This is a genomic window from Polaromonas sp. YR568 (genome assembly GCF_943369675.1).
GTDB lineage: Bacteria > Pseudomonadota > Gammaproteobacteria > Burkholderiales > Burkholderiaceae_C > Polaromonas.
This window is the reverse complement of sequence record NZ_CALROB020000001.1, coordinates 188,252-203,110: the sequence shown is the minus strand read 5'-3', so window position 1 is coordinate 203,110 and position 14,859 is coordinate 188,252. Positions and strand designations below refer to the sequence as shown.

The 14,859-nt window shown below is 65.9% G+C and carries 14 protein-coding genes and 1 pseudogene; 10 read left to right on the top strand and 5 right to left on the bottom strand.

What is annotated here, in order from left to right; all coding sequences use genetic code 11:
* The first annotated feature begins 17 nt into the window (after positions 1 to 17).
* From ACLV8F_RS00960 to ACLV8F_RS00945, 4 genes and pseudogenes are all read left to right on the top strand, one after another.
* Positions 18 to 1,004 carry a Bug family tripartite tricarboxylate transporter substrate binding protein gene (locus ACLV8F_RS00960; RefSeq protein ID WP_411882372.1) on the top strand — a complete coding sequence of 329 codons (987 nt, stop codon included), beginning with the start codon at positions 18 to 20 and terminating at the stop codon, positions 1,002 to 1,004.
* An 11-nt stretch (positions 1,005 to 1,015) separates the two neighbouring features.
* Positions 1,016 to 2,287 carry a fumarylacetoacetase gene (fahA, locus tag ACLV8F_RS00955; protein WP_411882371.1) on the top strand — a complete coding sequence of 424 codons (1,272 nt, stop codon included), beginning with the start codon at positions 1,016 to 1,018 and terminating at the stop codon, positions 2,285 to 2,287.
* 63 nt (positions 2,288 to 2,350) lie between these two features.
* Entirely contained in the window at positions 2,351 to 3,529 is a 1,179-nt protein-coding gene (locus ACLV8F_RS00950; RefSeq protein ID WP_411882370.1) for a cytochrome P450, read from the top strand.
* Between the two features lie 36 nt (positions 3,530 to 3,565).
* Positions 3,566 to 3,911, top strand: a pseudogene (locus tag ACLV8F_RS00945) (antibiotic biosynthesis monooxygenase family protein).
* 1 nt (position 3,912) lies between these two features.
* Here the strand turns inward: ACLV8F_RS00945 and ACLV8F_RS00940 are convergent.
* Complete coding sequence (locus tag ACLV8F_RS00940) at positions 3,913 to 4,311, bottom strand: DUF2784 domain-containing protein (protein ID WP_411882369.1); 399 nt, start codon at positions 4,309 to 4,311, stop codon at positions 3,913 to 3,915.
* A gap of 167 nt (positions 4,312 to 4,478) precedes the next feature.
* Between ACLV8F_RS00940 and ACLV8F_RS00935 the strand changes: the two genes are divergently transcribed.
* From ACLV8F_RS00935 to ACLV8F_RS00925, 3 genes are all read left to right on the top strand, one after another.
* Positions 4,479 to 6,869: a YgiQ family radical SAM protein gene (locus tag ACLV8F_RS00935; RefSeq protein WP_411882368.1), complete on the top strand. Its 2,391-nt coding sequence runs from the start codon at positions 4,479 to 4,481 to the stop codon at positions 6,867 to 6,869.
* Between the two features lie 117 nt (positions 6,870 to 6,986).
* Positions 6,987 to 7,835, top strand: a complete 849-nt coding sequence (locus tag ACLV8F_RS00930) for a hypothetical protein (RefSeq protein WP_411882367.1) — start codon at positions 6,987 to 6,989, stop codon at positions 7,833 to 7,835.
* A 188-nt stretch (positions 7,836 to 8,023) separates the two neighbouring features.
* A complete protein-coding gene (locus tag ACLV8F_RS00925; RefSeq protein ID WP_411882366.1) occupies positions 8,024 to 8,935 on the top strand; it encodes a DMT family transporter in 912 nt (303 codons plus the stop codon).
* Positions 8,936 to 8,963: 28 nt separating this feature from the next.
* On the opposite strand, the gene ACLV8F_RS00920 is transcribed toward ACLV8F_RS00925, so the two are convergent.
* Together ACLV8F_RS00920 and ACLV8F_RS00915 are read right to left on the bottom strand one after the other, a co-directional pair.
* Positions 8,964 to 9,662, bottom strand: coding sequence for a DUF1294 domain-containing protein (locus ACLV8F_RS00920; protein WP_411882365.1), 699 nt, complete (start codon positions 9,660 to 9,662; stop codon positions 8,964 to 8,966).
* Positions 9,663 to 9,669: 7 nt separating this feature from the next.
* Positions 9,670 to 10,608 carry a CoA transferase gene (locus ACLV8F_RS00915; protein ID WP_411882364.1) on the bottom strand — a complete coding sequence of 313 codons (939 nt, stop codon included), beginning with the start codon at positions 10,606 to 10,608 and terminating at the stop codon, positions 9,670 to 9,672.
* Positions 10,609 to 10,814: 206 nt separating this feature from the next.
* On the opposite strand from ACLV8F_RS00915, the gene ACLV8F_RS00910 reads away from it, so the two are divergent.
* Positions 10,815 to 11,384, top strand: coding sequence for a DUF2975 domain-containing protein (locus tag ACLV8F_RS00910; protein WP_411882363.1), 570 nt, complete (start codon positions 10,815 to 10,817; stop codon positions 11,382 to 11,384).
* Positions 11,385 to 11,411: 27 nt separating this feature from the next.
* Positions 11,412 to 11,627 carry a helix-turn-helix domain-containing protein gene (locus ACLV8F_RS00905; protein ID WP_411882362.1) on the top strand — a complete coding sequence of 72 codons (216 nt, stop codon included), beginning with the start codon at positions 11,412 to 11,414 and terminating at the stop codon, positions 11,625 to 11,627.
* Between the two features lie 9 nt (positions 11,628 to 11,636).
* Here ACLV8F_RS00905 and pobA read toward each other — a convergent pair whose 3' ends face one another.
* Positions 11,637 to 12,806, bottom strand: coding sequence for a 4-hydroxybenzoate 3-monooxygenase (gene pobA, locus ACLV8F_RS00900; protein WP_411882361.1), 1,170 nt, complete (start codon positions 12,804 to 12,806; stop codon positions 11,637 to 11,639).
* 112 nt (positions 12,807 to 12,918) lie between these two features.
* Between pobA and ACLV8F_RS00895 the strand changes: the two genes are divergently transcribed.
* A complete protein-coding gene (locus ACLV8F_RS00895) occupies positions 12,919 to 13,761 on the top strand; it encodes an IclR family transcriptional regulator C-terminal domain-containing protein (RefSeq protein ID WP_411882360.1) in 843 nt (280 codons plus the stop codon).
* A 22-nt stretch (positions 13,762 to 13,783) separates the two neighbouring features.
* Here the strand turns inward: ACLV8F_RS00895 and ACLV8F_RS00890 are convergent, their stop codons facing one another.
* Positions 13,784 to 14,779, bottom strand: coding sequence for a Bug family tripartite tricarboxylate transporter substrate binding protein (locus tag ACLV8F_RS00890; protein ID WP_411882359.1), 996 nt, complete (start codon positions 14,777 to 14,779; stop codon positions 13,784 to 13,786).
* Between the last annotated feature and the right edge of the window lie 80 nt (positions 14,780 to 14,859).

Genomic DNA, 14,859 nt, shown 5'->3' with positions numbered 1-14,859 from the left:
ACAACAAGAGACAAACCATGACGACATCTTCCTTCCCGCGCCGCACCGGCCTCGTTTGCCTTATTGCCCTTGCGTGCCTGGCAGCGCCGCTGGCCGCATCGGCCGCCGACTACCCGGCCAAGCCCATACGCTTCATCGTGCCCTACACGCCCGGCGGCACCACCGACCTGGTGGCGCGCACTGTCGGTCAGAAGGTGTCGGAAAAGCTCGGCCAGCCGGTGCTGATCGACAACCGCGGCGGCGCGGGCGGCAACATCGGCATGGACGCGGTGGCCAAGGCGCCGGCCGACGGCTACACCATCGGCTTCGGCGCGATCTCCACCAACGCGCTCAACCCGCACATCTACAAGTCCATGGCGTTTGACCCGCGCAAGGATTTCAGCGCCATCAGCCTGCTGGGCACCTCCACCATCGTGCTGGAAGTGCCGGCCGTCTCGCCCATCAAGTCGGTGGCCGACCTGATCGCTGCCGCCAAAAAGCAGCCGGGAATGCCTTATGCCACGGCCGGCGCCGGTACCTCCATGAACCTCGCAGGCGTGATGTTCGCGCAGATGACGGGCACGGAACTCACGCACGTGGCCTACAAGGGCAGCGGCCCCGGCATCAATGACATGCTGGGCAACAACATCGGCCTGATGTTCGACAACCTGCCGGCCTCGCTGCCGCACATCCAGGCCGGCAAGCTGCGCGCGCTGGCTGTCGCGGGCCCGCGCCGTTCGGCCTCGCTGCCCAATGTGCCGACCATGGCCGAAGCGGGCCTGGCCGGTTATTCGATCGAGCCCTGGTTCGGTGTCTATGGCCCCGCGGGCATGCCGGCGGCAGTCGTGCAGGCGTTGAACCATGCCTTTACGGAAGCGCTGGCCTTGCCCGAGGTGAAAGACAAACTCGCGCAGGCCGGTTTCTCCGCGCGCGGCTCAACGGCGCAGGAACTCAGCGCGCTGACCCAGTCCGAGTACCAGCGCCTGGGCGAGGTGGCGCGCAAGGCCGGCATGACGGCCGACTGAGGCGCATATCCATGAAAACTTCCCTCAACGCCACCCACGACCCGCATCTGCGCAGCTGGGTCGCATCTGCCAATGAGGCGGGCACCGATTTCCCCATCCAGAACCTGCCCTTTGGCACCTACAGCCGTGGGCCGCGCCATGACCGCAGAATCGGCGTTGCCATCGGCGACCGGGTGCTCGATTTGCGCATGGCAAAGTTGATCGACACTGATGACATGAACGAGTTGATGGCGCAAAGCCCGGCGAAGATGAGCGCGCTCAGGGCCGCCATCTCGCAAGGTCTGGCAGAGGGCAGCGCCCGGCAAGCGGAGTGGGAAGGATGTTTGTCTCGCCAATATGCGGTCAACCTGCACCTGCCGTGCCGCATCGGCGACTACACCGACTTCTACACCGGCATCCACCATGCGACCACGGTCGGCAAGCTGTTCCGCCCAGACGCGCCGCTGCTGCCGAACTACAAATGGGTGCCCATCGGCTACCACGGACGCGCGTCGTCGATAGCCGTGAGCGGCCAGCAGTTTCCCCGGCCGTTGGGCCAGACCAAAGGTCCGAATGACGAGGCGCCGGTCTTGCGGCCCAGCCAGCGCCTGGACTACGAGCTCGAACTCGGCGTGCTGGTGGGGCAGGGCAATGCGATGGGCGAGCCCGTCGACATGGCGCAGGCCGAGGCCCACGCTTTCGGCATGGTGCTGCTCAACGACTGGTCGGCGCGCGACGTGCAGGCCTGGGAATACCAGCCGCTGGGCCCCTTCCTGGCCAAGAATTTCGCGAGCACGATCTCGCCGTGGATCGTCACCATGGAGGCGCTGGCGCCGTTCCGCGCGCCGTTCACGCGTCCCGAGGGCGACCCGCAGCCCTTGCCTTACCTGGATTCGCCGGCCAACCGTGAGCAGGGCAACATCGACGTGGAACTCGAAGTCTGGCTGGAGACGCAAGCCATGCGCGATGCCGGCGTGGGCCCCGAGCGCCTGTCGCAATCCAGTTTTCGCGACGCCTACTGGACGGTCGCGCAAATGCTCACGCACCACACCGTCAACGGCTGCAACCTGCAGCCCGGCGACTTGCTGGGCTCGGGCACGCAATCGGGCGCGCGGCCAGAACAGGCGGGCTCGCTGCTGGAGCTGACTTCGGGCGGCAAGAACGCCCTGACGCTGGCCAACGGCGAGACGCGCACCTTTTTGCAGGACGGCGACGCCATCATCCTGAGTGCCTGGTGCGAGCGCGAGGGTTTTACACGCATAGGTTTTGGTGAATGCCGGGGGCAGGTGCTGCCGGCGCGTTGAACACATTCATGCTTCGCTCGTCAGCGAAGCATGGGGCAGGGGTTTCAGGCAAGAATGATTGCCATGAACCCCGACCAGAACCCGGAACACATCCTCGCGGCCTCCGCCCACCGCAATCCCTATCCGTATTACGCGGCGCTGGCCGCGGGCCCCGCGCTGGTGTTTGACGCGCCGCGCAAACTCTGGATCGCGAGCAGTGCCGCGAGCGTCAAGGACGTGCTGGGCAACCCGGCCTGCCGCGTGCGGCCTGTCGCGGAGCCGGTGCCCACGGCCATCGTCGGCTCGGCGGCCGGCGAGGTCTTCGGCCACCTGGTGCGCATGAACGAAGGCCTGCGGCATGACGCGCCCAAGCTCGCGCTTCAACGCTTTCTGGCGGGTGTCGACCTGGACCGCGTGCAGGCCAGAACCGGGGCACTGGCTTTGCAAACGGCGGGGCAAGGCGCTCTGCGGGGCGCGGCGCTGTCACGCTGGGCTTTTGAGGTGCCCGTGATGGCGGTGGCCGATATGCTGGGCTTTGAAGAGGCCGAGTTGCCGCAGGTAGCGCTCTGGATGGCCGACTTTGTTGCCTGCCTCTCGCCACTGAGCACGCCTGAACAGCTCGCGGCGGCGGGTGAAGCGGCCTCAGCTTTGCTCACGCGCTTTTCAGGGCTTGCGCAAGCGGCACCTGCCCAGCCCGGCAGCGCGCTGGCACGCCTGCAACACGAAGCGGCGCAGGCCGGCTGGCACGATGCGCAGGCGCTGCTGTGCAACGCGGTCGGCCTGCTGTCGCAAACCTATGAAGCCACGGCGGGCCTCGTTGGCAACAGCATCGTCGCCTTGGCCACGCAGCCCGGCCTGCTGGATGCCATGGGCCGCGAGCCCGGCCCACTGCTGCAAATGGTCAACGAGGTCAGCCGCCACGACCCCTCCATCCACAACACACGCCGTTTTGTGGCCGAGGCCACGCAGGTGGCAGGCGTTTCGCTACAGGCGGGTGATGTGGTGCTACTGGTGCTGGCCGCCGCGGGCCGCGACCCTTTGTGCAATGCCAGGCCCGATGAATTCCTGCTGGAGCGCCTGGATCGCGAGGTGCCCGGCTTCGGCCACGGCGCGCACCAATGTCCGGGTCAGGCCTTGGGCTGCAGCATCGCGGCGGCCGCTGTTCGGGCATTACTCGTATCGGGCCGGCTCAAGGATGCCGCATCGTTCAGCTGGCAGTACCGTGCCTCCATGAATGCCCGCATTCCGGTTTTCACCGCTTGATGCCACCATCTGTCTCATCCGAATTAAAAGGCTCCCATGATCGCGATTATTTTTTGAAGTCCTGCCCGCCGAGGGCCAGAAGCAGACTTACCTCGACATCGCCGCGGCGCTCAGGCCGCAACTCAAAAAAATCGACGGCTTTCTTTCCATCGAGCGTTTTGAAAGCCTGAGCACGCCCGGCAAGCTGCTGTCGCTGTCATTCTTTCGCGATGAGGCCGCCGTGCTGGAATGGCGCAAGCTGGAAACCCATCGCCATGCGCAAAGCCGGGGACGCGGCGGCGTGTTTGAGGATTACCGGCTGCGCGTGGCCCACGTGCTGCGCGACTACGGCATGACCGAACGCGACGAGGCGCCGGCGGACAGCCGGCAGGTTCACGGTTGATTCAGCGTGCGCGGCGCGGCGGCCACCACCACCAGCTCAGCAGCACCAGCACACCGAACGCGGTGTAGGCCGCGGCAAAAACCCAGGCCGGCGCGTTGAAAAAGATCAACCTCGAAAGCCAGTGCTCGATAAACGATTCGGCATACGCGTTTTGCCCGGCCTGCAATCGCAGCGACTGTTCCCAGATTGTGAGCGGGCAGGTCTGCCCCAGCCAGCTTTGCAGCACGACAAAGGCAATCAACGCCAGGTGCGCAAGACGCACCCACAACTTGCGCACCCAGGCCCAGCCGCTCAGGCCGCCGGCCATGAACAGCAGCTGGCCCAGGACGGCAAAGGCCACGATGGCCACGTGCAGCAGCAACATCAGGTCGGCAAGCCAGCCGGCGAAAGAAGGTGTCATCAGGTGCCAGGGGCGTGGTTTGGAGCGAAAAACAGTGCAATCCGTGGTCACAGGGCCACTTTAACCACGCTGGGGGCCGCTAGTAGCGTCTTTGTAGGGCTTAAATGCCGGATAAAGAGGCACAGCTCAGGGTAAACCTTACAATCGAGGGTTACCCAAAGACCCCCATGAACGCCCCCGTCGACGTCTCCTTCTTCACGCGCGCCGCCAAGCCGCTCACCAGCTACCGCAAGTACTGGGCGGCCCGCTTCGGCACGGCCAAGTTCCTGCCCACCAGCCGGGCCGAAATGGACGCGCTTGGCTGGGACAGCTGCGACATCATCGTGGTCACGGGTGACGCCTATGTGGACCACCCGAGTTTCGGCATGGCCGTCATAGGCCGCATGCTGGAGGCGCAGGGCTTTCGCGTCGGCATCATCGCCCAGCCCGAATGGCAAAGCGCCGATCCCTTCAAGGTGCTGGGCAAGCCCAACCTGTTCTTCGGCGTGACCGCCGGCAACATGGACTCGATGATCAACCGCTACACGGCGGACCACAAGATCCGCAGCGACGACGCCTACACCTCCGGCGACATAGGCGGCAAGCGCCCCGACCGCGCGGCCCTGGTGTATTCGCAGCGCTGCCGCGAAGCCTATAAAGACGTGCCCATCATCCTGGGCGGCATCGAAGGCTCGCTGCGCCGCATCGCGCATTACGACTACTGGTCGGACAAGGTGCGCCGCAGCGTGGTGGTCGATTCGAAATGCGACCTGCTGCTCTACGGCAATGCCGAGCGCGCCATCGTCGAGATCGCCCACCGCCTGGCAGCCAAGGAACCGGTGGCCAACATCACCGACGTGCGCGGCACGGCTTTTATTCGCCGCAGCGGCGACGAAAGCGCCCAGGGCTGGTTCGAGATCGACTCCACCAGCGTGGACGCGCCGGGCCGGGTCGAGGCGCACGTCAACCCGTATCTGATGATTTCCGACCAGGCGCGCGAGCAGGGCGCGACCTGCGCGCGTGAGGACGAGGCGACTGAAGTAGCGGTCAAGGCCGAATCGGTGGGCTCTCCCGTCGTGGCGAAGGCTGCGGCCAATCCGGCCATCAAGCCGCTGACCTTTGTCGCCAACCCCAACTTGCCGTCAACCGTGCAGACCGCGCAAGGCAAGATCAAAGTCCCGCCGCGCGACCGCTCGGTGATTCGCCTGCCGTCTTACGAACAGGTGAAAAGCGATGCGGTGCTGTACGCCCACGCCAACCGCGTGCTGCACCTCGAAACCAACCCCGGCAATGCCCGCGCGCTGGTGCAGGCGCATGGCGAAGGCGCCACGGCGCGCGACGTGTGGATCACGCCGCCGCCCATCCCGCTGACCACGGCCGAGATGGACTACGTGTTCGATCTGCCTTACGCGCGCTCGCCGCACCCGCGTTATGCCGACGAGAATGGCAGCCACGACGGCGCGACCAAGATTCCCGCGTGGGAGATGATCCGCTTTTCGGTCAACATCATGCGCGGCTGCTTCGGCGGCTGCACCTTCTGCTCCATCACCGAGCATGAAGGCCGCATCATCCAGAGCCGCTCTGAAGACTCGGTGATCCGCGAGATCGAGGCGATCCGCGACACCGTCAAGGGTTTTACCGGCGCGATCTCCGACCTGGGCGGGCCCACCGCCAACATGTACCGCATAGGCTGCAAGTCGCCCGAGATCGAGGCCGCCTGCCGCAAGCCTTCGTGCGTGTACCCGGGCATCTGCTCCAACCTCAATACCGACCACAACCCGCTGATCAAGATGTACCGCCGCGCGCGGGCCTTGAAGGGCGTGAAGAAAATCCTCATCAGCTCCGGCCTGCGCTACGACCTGGCCGTGCAAAGCCCCGAGTACGTGAAAGAGCTGGTGACGCACCACGTGGGCGGCTACCTCAAGATCGCGCCCGAGCACACCGAGCAGGGCCCGCTCACCAAGATGATGAAGCCCGGTATCGGCAGCTATGACAAGTTCAAGCAGATGTTCGAGAAGTACAGCCTCGAAGCCGGCAAGAAGCAGTTCCTGATTCCCTACTTCATCGCGGCCCACCCGGGCACCAGCGACGAAGACATGATGAACCTGGCGATCTGGCTCAAGAAGAATGGTTTTCGCGCCGACCAGGTGCAGACCTTCTACCCCAGCCCCATGGCCACGGCCACGACCATGTACCACACCAACAAGAACCCGCTGCGCAAGGTCACGCGCGACAGCGAGACGGTGGACATCGTGCGCGGCGAGCGCCGCCGCCGGCTGCACAAGGCCTTCTTGCGTTACCACGACCCCAACAACTGGCCGGTGCTGCGCGAGGCGCTCAAGGCCATGGGCCGCGCCGACCTGATCGGCAACGGCAAACACCACCTGATCCCGACCTTCCAGCCCCTGACCGACGGCAGTTACACCAGCGCGCGGCGCAAGAACTCGACGGGCACCGCTACGGCCACCACGGTCAAGGCCTCGCCAGTGGTCAAGGGCCGCCTGCTGACACGCCACACCGGCCTGCCCCCGCTGGCGCAGGGCGCCGGCGGCAAGCCTTCGGGCCGCAAGGGTCGCTAAGCCCTGAACCGCCGCCAGTAATCTCTTCTGGCAAGATGGCCCAGGGCTGCGGCGGGCGAAGTGATCGCCTCGCGGCTTCGGCGAATACATCTCTGATCACAATCCCGGGGAGATCCCATGCACATCGCACGCAAAGCCCTTGTGGCTTTCACCATGGCGGCCGTCACGGCCTGCGCCTGGCTGGCGCCGCTGGACGCACCGGCCATGCAGCAGGTCGATGCGGGCCTCAAGCGCGCGCTGGTCAGCTTCGCGACCGCGCGCCTGCTCAATGCCGTGATCTCCGTGGCGCAGGGCACCGAGGCCTCGGTCCAGCCTTTCGGCGTGGGCGTGACCTTCACGCCGGGGCAGATCCTGGACCCGGTGAACGACCTGGTCGAGCAGTTCTCGCACCTGATGCTGGCGGCCAGCGTCGCCTTCGGCATCCAGAAGGCGCTGATCAGCATAGGCAGCTACTGGCCGGTGTCGCTGGCCTTGAGCGCCGTCGCGCTGGGCTGGTGGTGGTGCCAGTTGCGCAGGCCGCAGGTGCCGCCATGGCTTTCAAGGCTGCTGGTGATTTTGTTGATGCTGCGTTTTGCGGTGCCTGTGGTCACCCTGGGCAGCGACCTGCTGTGGCAAAAATTCCTGGCGGCCGATTACGCGGCCAGCCAGCAACTCATAGACAGCACCACGGGCCAGGCGAATCAACTCAACCCCGCCGGTGTCGCCACGCCCGACAACCGCGGCCTGATCGACAGCATGAAAGACTGGCTCGCCAAAAACGGCGACGTGGGCAAGCATGTCGACAATCTCAAGCGCGCCGCCGAGCAGGCCACGGAACACATCATCAAGCTCATCGTGATCTTTGTGCTGCAAACATTGGTGATTCCCTTGTTGCTGCTTTGGGCCCTGTATGCCTTCGTGAGGCAAGTCTTTGAGCGGCCTGCGCGAGGCAACGTGGTTTACGCCGGCGCAGCTCCTTCGTTATGATGCGACTCATGCAACTCCAGCTTTCGCCTCCCTCCGTCATCCTGTGATGCACCCGGCTTGATGCCGGGCTGCGCCCTTCGGCCGTGCCTGTTCTTGTGGAACAGCGCGCGGCCTTGAGTTGACGCGCCTGTCTGCTTTTTTCGCGGCGAACCCGCCTGCGGCCGGCGCATGGACGGAGAAATTTTTTCATGAAAACCCAAACATCGGCCACCCTGGCCTGGGGCGGTGTCTTGCTTGCGGGCGTCTTGTGGGGCGTGGGCGCCCTGGTCGCCCAATCCGTGATGGCCGGGGGCATGGCGCCCTACAGCCTGTCTTTGGCACGCTTCGCGTTGGGCTTGCCACTCTTGTGGTGGTGGCATTGGCGGCAACTGCCGGCCGCATCGCACACGGCGCACTGGCGCCATCTGCCCGGCCGCGGCAAAGCGCTTGTAGTCGGCACGGGCCTGGCCATGGCGCTGAACGTCACGAGCTGGTTTATCGCCATGGGCTACATAGGCGCGGCGCTGCCCACGGTGATCTCGATCTGCTGCGCGCCTGTCATCGTCGCACTCCTGTCGGTGCTGCGCGGTTATGAGCGCGCGAGCGGCCGGCTGTTTCTCGCGCTGGGTCTGGCCTTGCTGGGCGTGGGCCTGATCGCCATGCCCGGCGAGGGCCTGAGCCTGCCGGCCCACTACGCGGCAGGCCTGGCCTGGTCGCTGGCGTCGGCCGGGCTGTATTCGCTGGTGGTGCTGGGCAACGCCCGTATGCCCGCGCAGGTGCCGGCCGTCACGGCCTCGGCCTGGAGCATGAGCGCAGCCGCGCTGCTGATGCTGGCCATCGCTGTCTCGCAAGGCATCACCTGGCCGCAGCACACCACCGCCTGGCTGCAGGTGGGCTACACCGGCGTCTTCACCACCTCGATTGCCTACCTGGCGTTTGCCTGGGGCGCGCGGCGCCTGTCGCCGACCGCGACGGTGATAGGCACGCTGGTGGAGCCACTGGTAGCCGCCGTCGCGGCGGCCTGGCTGTTTGCCGAGCCGCTTAGCGCGCAGCAGGGCGTGGGCGCCTTGCTGCTGGGGGCGGCGATGGTGGTGCTGGCGCGGCGGGCTTCGTCAGCTTGAAAGGTTCGGGCGACCTGCCTGTCTGCAATTACAGCCAGGCGAGGAGAGCCGCCCTGAGAGGCGGCCAGAACAGCCACGCCCCGAGAAGCAGGCCATGCGCCAAAACCATCAGCCAGTAAACCGCCCGGAAAGCCGCCTTGCTCGACTTGTGCCGCAGGACCTGTTGCGCGAGCCACGCGCCGGGCCAGCCGCCCGCCAGGGCGAGCAGTTGCAATGTGCTCTCCGGTGTGCGCCACTGGCCGGTTTGCGCCGCGCGCTTGTCTACCCAGTACATCCAGAACGTCAGCAGGTTGAGGACAAACGACGCCGGCAATACCCACCAGGGCAATAGCGATCGCCACACAGCCCAGAGCATCAAGCCGCCGTAGGCCGTGATGACGATCAGCATGGCGCCGAAACCTTGCGCGGCAGCCGGAGCGGCGGCTTGCCTTTGTGGGCGGCGACGCGGGGTGTGCCTGTCTTCAACACGGGAACGGGCAGGGCTTGGCGGCTGGGCGCGGCCGGAGGCCAGACCCGGCGTCGCGCCCATCGCTTCAACCGCCATCGCGCGCGGCCCTTTACCGCCTACGTGAATTTCCTCGAAGGTAACAAGCATCCCTTCGCGCGGTTGCAGGCCGCCGCGCAAATCCCGCAAATGAAAAAAGACATCGGCGCCTGCCGCCGGGCCGCGGATAAATCCAAACCCTCGGCCTGCGTCCCAGCGTGCAATCGTTCCCTGCTTCCTCATGCGCGTATTACCGTGCCAGCGTATGCAGCGGAATGTCTTTTTCCGCGGCCAGCGCGTCGAGCTCCTTGCGCGTCTTGCCTTTAAGCCAGGTCTCAATCGCCGCATGCGTGGCCGGCGCGAACATCGCCTTCATGCCGGCGGCCTGCACACCCGCGGCGGCACACAGGCTGGCCGCGAAATGCGGCTCCAGCGCCGCCATCGCGACGCGGCCGTCCTTGCAGGCATAGAGGCGGTAGCCCGCATGGCCGCCGCCTACGGCCGCGCCAGGCTGCGTGAGGCCCCAGCTGCGTGGCAGGGCCAGGTAGCCGGCGGCGGCGGAGAGTGCAACCTCCAGATAGACGCCTTTGCTCTTGGTGCGCTGGTGCAGCACGGCCTGAAGCACGGCTTCGCTGGCCATCAGTGAGCCGCCCATGTCGGCATACAGCGTGGCGGGCAGGTCCAGGCCGGTGACCAGGTCGTTCTCAGCCAGGTAGGTGAGGTCGTGGCCGGGCTCTTCGGCGCGCTCGCCCAGGCTGCCGACGATGGCGACTTGGCTCAGCTGCGGGTGCTGCTTGTGCAGCGCCTTCCAGGTCAGGCCCAGCTTCACCAGCGCTGAAGGCCTGAACGAAGTGAGCAGCACGTCGGTCTTTGCGAGTTCGCGGTGCAGCAGCTTCTGGCCGCGTTCGGTCTTGAGGTCGGCTGTGGCGGTGCGCACGCCTTCATGCAGGGCCGCGTAGGCCGTGAGGTTGTAGAGCTTCATCGGGTCGCCCGAGGCGCCGGCCGGCGCGCCTGTGGGCGGGGGCGGCTCGAGCTTCACGCAGTTCGCGCCCATTTGGCGGCAGCGCATCAGCGCCGCCGGGCCGGGCAGGTTGAGCGCCAGGCTCAGCACGCGCACGCCTTTGAGCGGCTGGATGGTGGCGGGTGAGGAGGGCGTTTTGCGGGCGGCGGGTGATTTGGAGGTGGGCATGAAGCGGTGGGAGCGTGAGGAGAGGGCCGGCGCGGCTGGCCGGGCGTGCAGGCAATTTACCCCAAAGCTTTGCCGGCGCTAGCGCGGGTTGTCGCTAAAGCGCCAAAATTCATCGAGATAATTACTGTTTGAAAGATATTAATTATTGTTTTACAGCAATTATTCTGCGACACTGAAATCCTCTTCACAAGACAAGAGGTGCGCCCTTGAAACATATAGCAACTCCCCTGGGCCCGGCCGGGCCTGACGTGCAGGGCATCAGCAGCGTGCTGGCCTGGGCTTGCGCCTTGCTCGCGGTGGCGTTACCGCTGGCGGTGGCCTACCACCTGCTGAGCACGCCGGTGGACAGCCTGCTGCTACGCGCGGGCCTCTCGCTGCAGGCCGCGCAGGCCGCGGCCATGGACATCACGCTGGGGCAAAAATGCCTGGTCGTGCTGCTGGGTGTGTTGCCGGTGTGCTGCGCGTCTTACGGCCTGGTGTGCGCCATGCGCTGTTTCTCGGGTTTTTCGCAGGCCGAATATTTCAGCCTGCGCACCGTCAAATACCTGCGCGGTTTTGCCGCCGGCATTTTTGCGTCGGTGGTCACCGGCGTGGTGGCCTCCATGCTGATCACCGTGGTGCTGACTGTCGGCGCGCCGGCCGGGCAGCGCGCGCTGTCGCTGGGCCTGGGCAGCAACGAATTGCTGACCCTGCTGTTCGCCGGCATGGTGTGGCAGATCGCCGCCGTGATGGCGCGGGCCGTGGCGCTGGCCGAAGAGAACGCGCAGTTCGTTTAAATTTTCCGCTTTTTAGCTTTTCCGCGCGTGCCCATCGTCGTCAAACTCGATGTGATGCTGTCCGAACGCAAGGCCAGGTCCAAGGACCTGGCCGCCTACGTCGGCATCACCGAAGCCAACCTCTCTTTGCTCAAGCAGGGCAAGGTCAAGGGTGTGCGCTTTGACACCTTGATGCGTATTTGTGAATTTCTCGATTGCCAGCCCGGGGACCTGCTGGTTTCCCGCCGTGACAAGGCCGGTTGAAAAGCGCCGCTACAGCGGCAGCCCCACATAGTTCTCCGCCAGCGAAGTCGCGGCCGCCGGCGAATGGATCAGGTAGTCGAGTTCGGCCTCCTGCAGCTTGTGGCCGAATTCGCCGCCGTCCGGGAACTGGTGCATCAGCGAGGTGAACCACCACGAAAAGCGCACGGCCTTCCAGACGCGGTGCAAGCAGGTGTTGGAATAGTTGTTGATGCCGGTTTCGTCACCCGCATAAAAACTGGCCAGCGCGCGTGCCAGGTAACGCACGTCGCTGGCCGCCAGGTTCAGGCCCTTGGCGCCCGTGGGCGGTACGATGTGGGCGGCATCGCCGGCCAGGAAGAGCCGGCCGAAGCGCATGGGCTCGGCCACAAAGCTGCGCAGCGGGGCGATGCTTTTTTCAATCGAGGGGCCGGTCACCAGGCTTTCGGCGAGTTCGGGCGCCAGGCGGCGGCGCAGTTCGTCCCAGAAGGCGTCGTCGCTCCAGCGCTCGGCCTTGTCGTCGAGCGCGCATTGCACGTAGTAGCGGCTGCGCGTGTGGCTGCGCATGCTGCACAGCGCAAAGCCGCGCGCGTGGTTGCTGTAGACCAGTTCATCGGCCACGGGCGGCGTCTCCGACAGCACGCCCAGCCAGCCAAAGGGGTAGATGCGCTCAAAGGTTTTCATCGCGCCGGGCGGCACGCTGGCGCGGCTCACGCCGTGAAAGCCGTCGCAGCCGGCGATGAAGTCGCATTGCACTTCGTGTGCCACGCCGTGCTGCACATAGCGCACCCGGGGCTTTGCGCCGTCGAAGTCGTGCAGGCTGACCTGTTCGGCCTGATAGGCGGTGGCCAGGCCCGCGGCGGCGCGCGCGTCCATGAGGTCGCGCGTCACCTCGGTCTGGCCGTAGACCATGACGCTTTTGCCGCCTGTGAGCTGCTGCAGGTCGATGCGGTGGTGGGCGCCGCCGAAGCTCAACGAGATGCCGCCGTGCACCAGGCCTTCGGCATGCATGCGGCTGCCGACGCCGGCCTCGTCGAGCAGGTCGGTGGTGCCTTGCTCGAGCACGCCCGCGCGTATGCGGCCCAGCACATAGTCCTGGCTGCGCTGCTCGATCACGATGGCGCTGATGCCGGCCTTGTGGAGCAGCTGGCCGAGCAAATGCCCGGCGGGGCCGCCGCCCACGATGGCAACCTGTACACGCATGTCTTGTCCTCGATGAATCCGTTCACTTGAGGGTAGGCTGGCGGCCACGGTGACGCCAGCGGGACCAAACGCCTTTGCACGATGTTTGGCATGTTTGTGCGATGATCGCGCAATGGTCACCTCCCGCACCGCAGTGAAACCCGGCGCCTTTGCGATCGCCAAGGCCGACATGATCGAAGGCATGGCCAAGGGCATGGCCGTGCTGGAGAGTTTTGACACGCAGCGCCAGCGCCTCAATGCCACGCTGGCCGCCGAGCGCGCCGGCATCACGCGCGCCGCGGCGCGGCGCCACCTGCTCACGCTCACGCACCTGGGTTACCTTGAAACCGACGGCAGTTATTTCTGGCTTGCGCCCAAGGTGTTGCGCTTCTCAGGCAGCTATCTCGCGACAGCGCGTTTGCCGCGCGCCATCCAGCCCGCGCTGAACCGGCTGGCCGCGCAGACGCAGGAATCGTTTTCGGTCGCGGTGCTGGACGGCGACGAGATCGTCATCATCGGCCGCAGCGGTTTTGAGTGGAAGTCTTCGGCCGATGCCAAAACCACGCAGGCGCGGGTGCTGGCTTACGGCCTCCACCTGGGCGCACGTTTGCCGGCGCATGCCACCTCCACCGGCCGCATCCTGCTGGCCGCCAAGACAAAAAGCGAATTCGGCGCCTGGCTGAAAGCCAAAACCGAAAGCGGCAACCTCGCGCGGCTGACCTTGCACACGGTGACTGATGCGCGCAAGCTCAAGGCCCTGGTTGAGCAGGTGCGGCTGGACGACTACTGCGTGGCCAGTGAAGAGCATGAACTGGGGGTGCATGCCCTGGCCGTGCCGCTGCGCGACATGCGGGGGCACACTGTGGCCGCGCTGAACGTGGTGTCGTCGCCGCAGCGGCTGCGGCCTGAGGCGATGCAGCGCGAGCTGCTGCCTTTGCTGCTGGATGCGGCGAGGGAATTGCGCTCCTTGCTGTAGCGCAACAGCTGCAGCAACAGCCTTACTGCGGCACCAGCCCGGCCGCCTTCACCAGGTCGGCATGGATGCGGATTTCTTCCGAAATCACCTGTGCCAGGGGTTTGGCTTCATCGACGGCCGGCTCCATGCCGATTTCAATGAAGCGGTTCTTGGCGTCGCCGCGCAGCATGGCCTTCACGGACTTGCCGAGGCTGTCCAGGATGGGCTGGGGCGTTTTGGCGGGGGCCAGCAGGGCGATCCAGGCCGACAGCACCACATTGTTCACGCCGCCTTCCTTCAGCGTCGGGATTTCCGGCGCCGAAATGGCGCGCTTCTCGCTGAGCACGCCCACCGGGTGCAGCTTGCCGGACTTGATGTGCGGCAGCGCCTCCGGCAGCGGCGCGAAAGCCATGTCCACCACGCCGCCTATGAGGTCGGTGATCGCCGGCGCGCCGCCCTTGTAGGGGATGTGCAGCAGCTTGACGCCGGTCTGGCTTTCAAACATGAGGCCGGCCAGGTGCTGCGGGCTGCCGTCGCCCGAGGAGGCATAGGTCAGCTTGCCCGGGTTGGCTTTGGCCGCCGCCAGCACAGCGGCCGGTGTTGCGTACTTGGCCTTGTCACGCACCACCAGCACCATGGCCTGGTTGACCAGCTTGGTCACGGGTACAAAGTCGGTTTCCGGGTTGTAGGGCAGGGTCTTGAAAATGCTCTTGTTGGTGGTCAGGAAGGACGCCGGCGACACCATGAGGGTGTAGCCGTCCGGCGGCGCCTTGGCGACCACCGGTACGCCGATCTGGCCGGACCCGCCCGCCCGGTTGTCCACCACAAAGGGCTGGCCCAGGTCGGCCGTCAGCTGCTGGCTGATCTGCCGCGCCACCATGTCCACGCTGCCGCCTGCCGGCAGCGCGACGATGACTTTGACCGGCCGGCTGGGGTAGGCGTCCTGCGACCGGGACGGCGTGGCGAACAGGCTGGATGCGGTGCAGAGTGCCGCGAGGAGGAACGGGCTGGCAGCGCGGATTGAGCGGGTGGAAGGCATGGCTTGCTTTCGGAGGGGAAGGGGTGCGCAACTTCAGCAAGTTGCGTACCAGCCTCTCCTCAAGCCACGGGACTAGACGG

Coding starts and splice junctions, on each gene's coding strand:
- ACLV8F_RS00950 (WP_411882370.1), top strand. CDS start 2,351: ATGAACCCCGACCAGAACCCGGAACACATCCTCGCGGCCTCCGCCCAC.
- pobA (WP_411882361.1), bottom strand. CDS start 12,806: ATGCGTGTACAGGTTGCCATCGTGGGCGGCGGCCCCGCCGGGCATTTG.
- ACLV8F_RS00915 (WP_411882364.1), bottom strand. CDS start 10,608: ATGCCCACCTCCAAATCACCCGCCGCCCGCAAAACGCCCTCCTCACCC.
- ACLV8F_RS00920 (WP_411882365.1), bottom strand. CDS start 9,662: ATGAGGAAGCAGGGAACGATTGCACGCTGGGACGCAGGCCGAGGGTTT.
- ACLV8F_RS00895 (WP_411882360.1), top strand. CDS start 12,919: ATGGTCACCTCCCGCACCGCAGTGAAACCCGGCGCCTTTGCGATCGCC.
- ACLV8F_RS00925 (WP_411882366.1), top strand. CDS start 8,024: ATGAAAACCCAAACATCGGCCACCCTGGCCTGGGGCGGTGTCTTGCTT.
- ACLV8F_RS00940 (WP_411882369.1), bottom strand. CDS start 4,311: ATGACACCTTCTTTCGCCGGCTGGCTTGCCGACCTGATGTTGCTGCTG.
- ACLV8F_RS00890 (WP_411882359.1), bottom strand. CDS start 14,779: ATGCCTTCCACCCGCTCAATCCGCGCTGCCAGCCCGTTCCTCCTCGCG.
- fahA (WP_411882371.1), top strand. CDS start 1,016: ATGAAAACTTCCCTCAACGCCACCCACGACCCGCATCTGCGCAGCTGG.
- ACLV8F_RS00935 (WP_411882368.1), top strand. CDS start 4,479: ATGAACGCCCCCGTCGACGTCTCCTTCTTCACGCGCGCCGCCAAGCCG.
- ACLV8F_RS00960 (WP_411882372.1), top strand. CDS start 18: ATGACGACATCTTCCTTCCCGCGCCGCACCGGCCTCGTTTGCCTTATT.
- ACLV8F_RS00930 (WP_411882367.1), top strand. CDS start 6,987: ATGCACATCGCACGCAAAGCCCTTGTGGCTTTCACCATGGCGGCCGTC.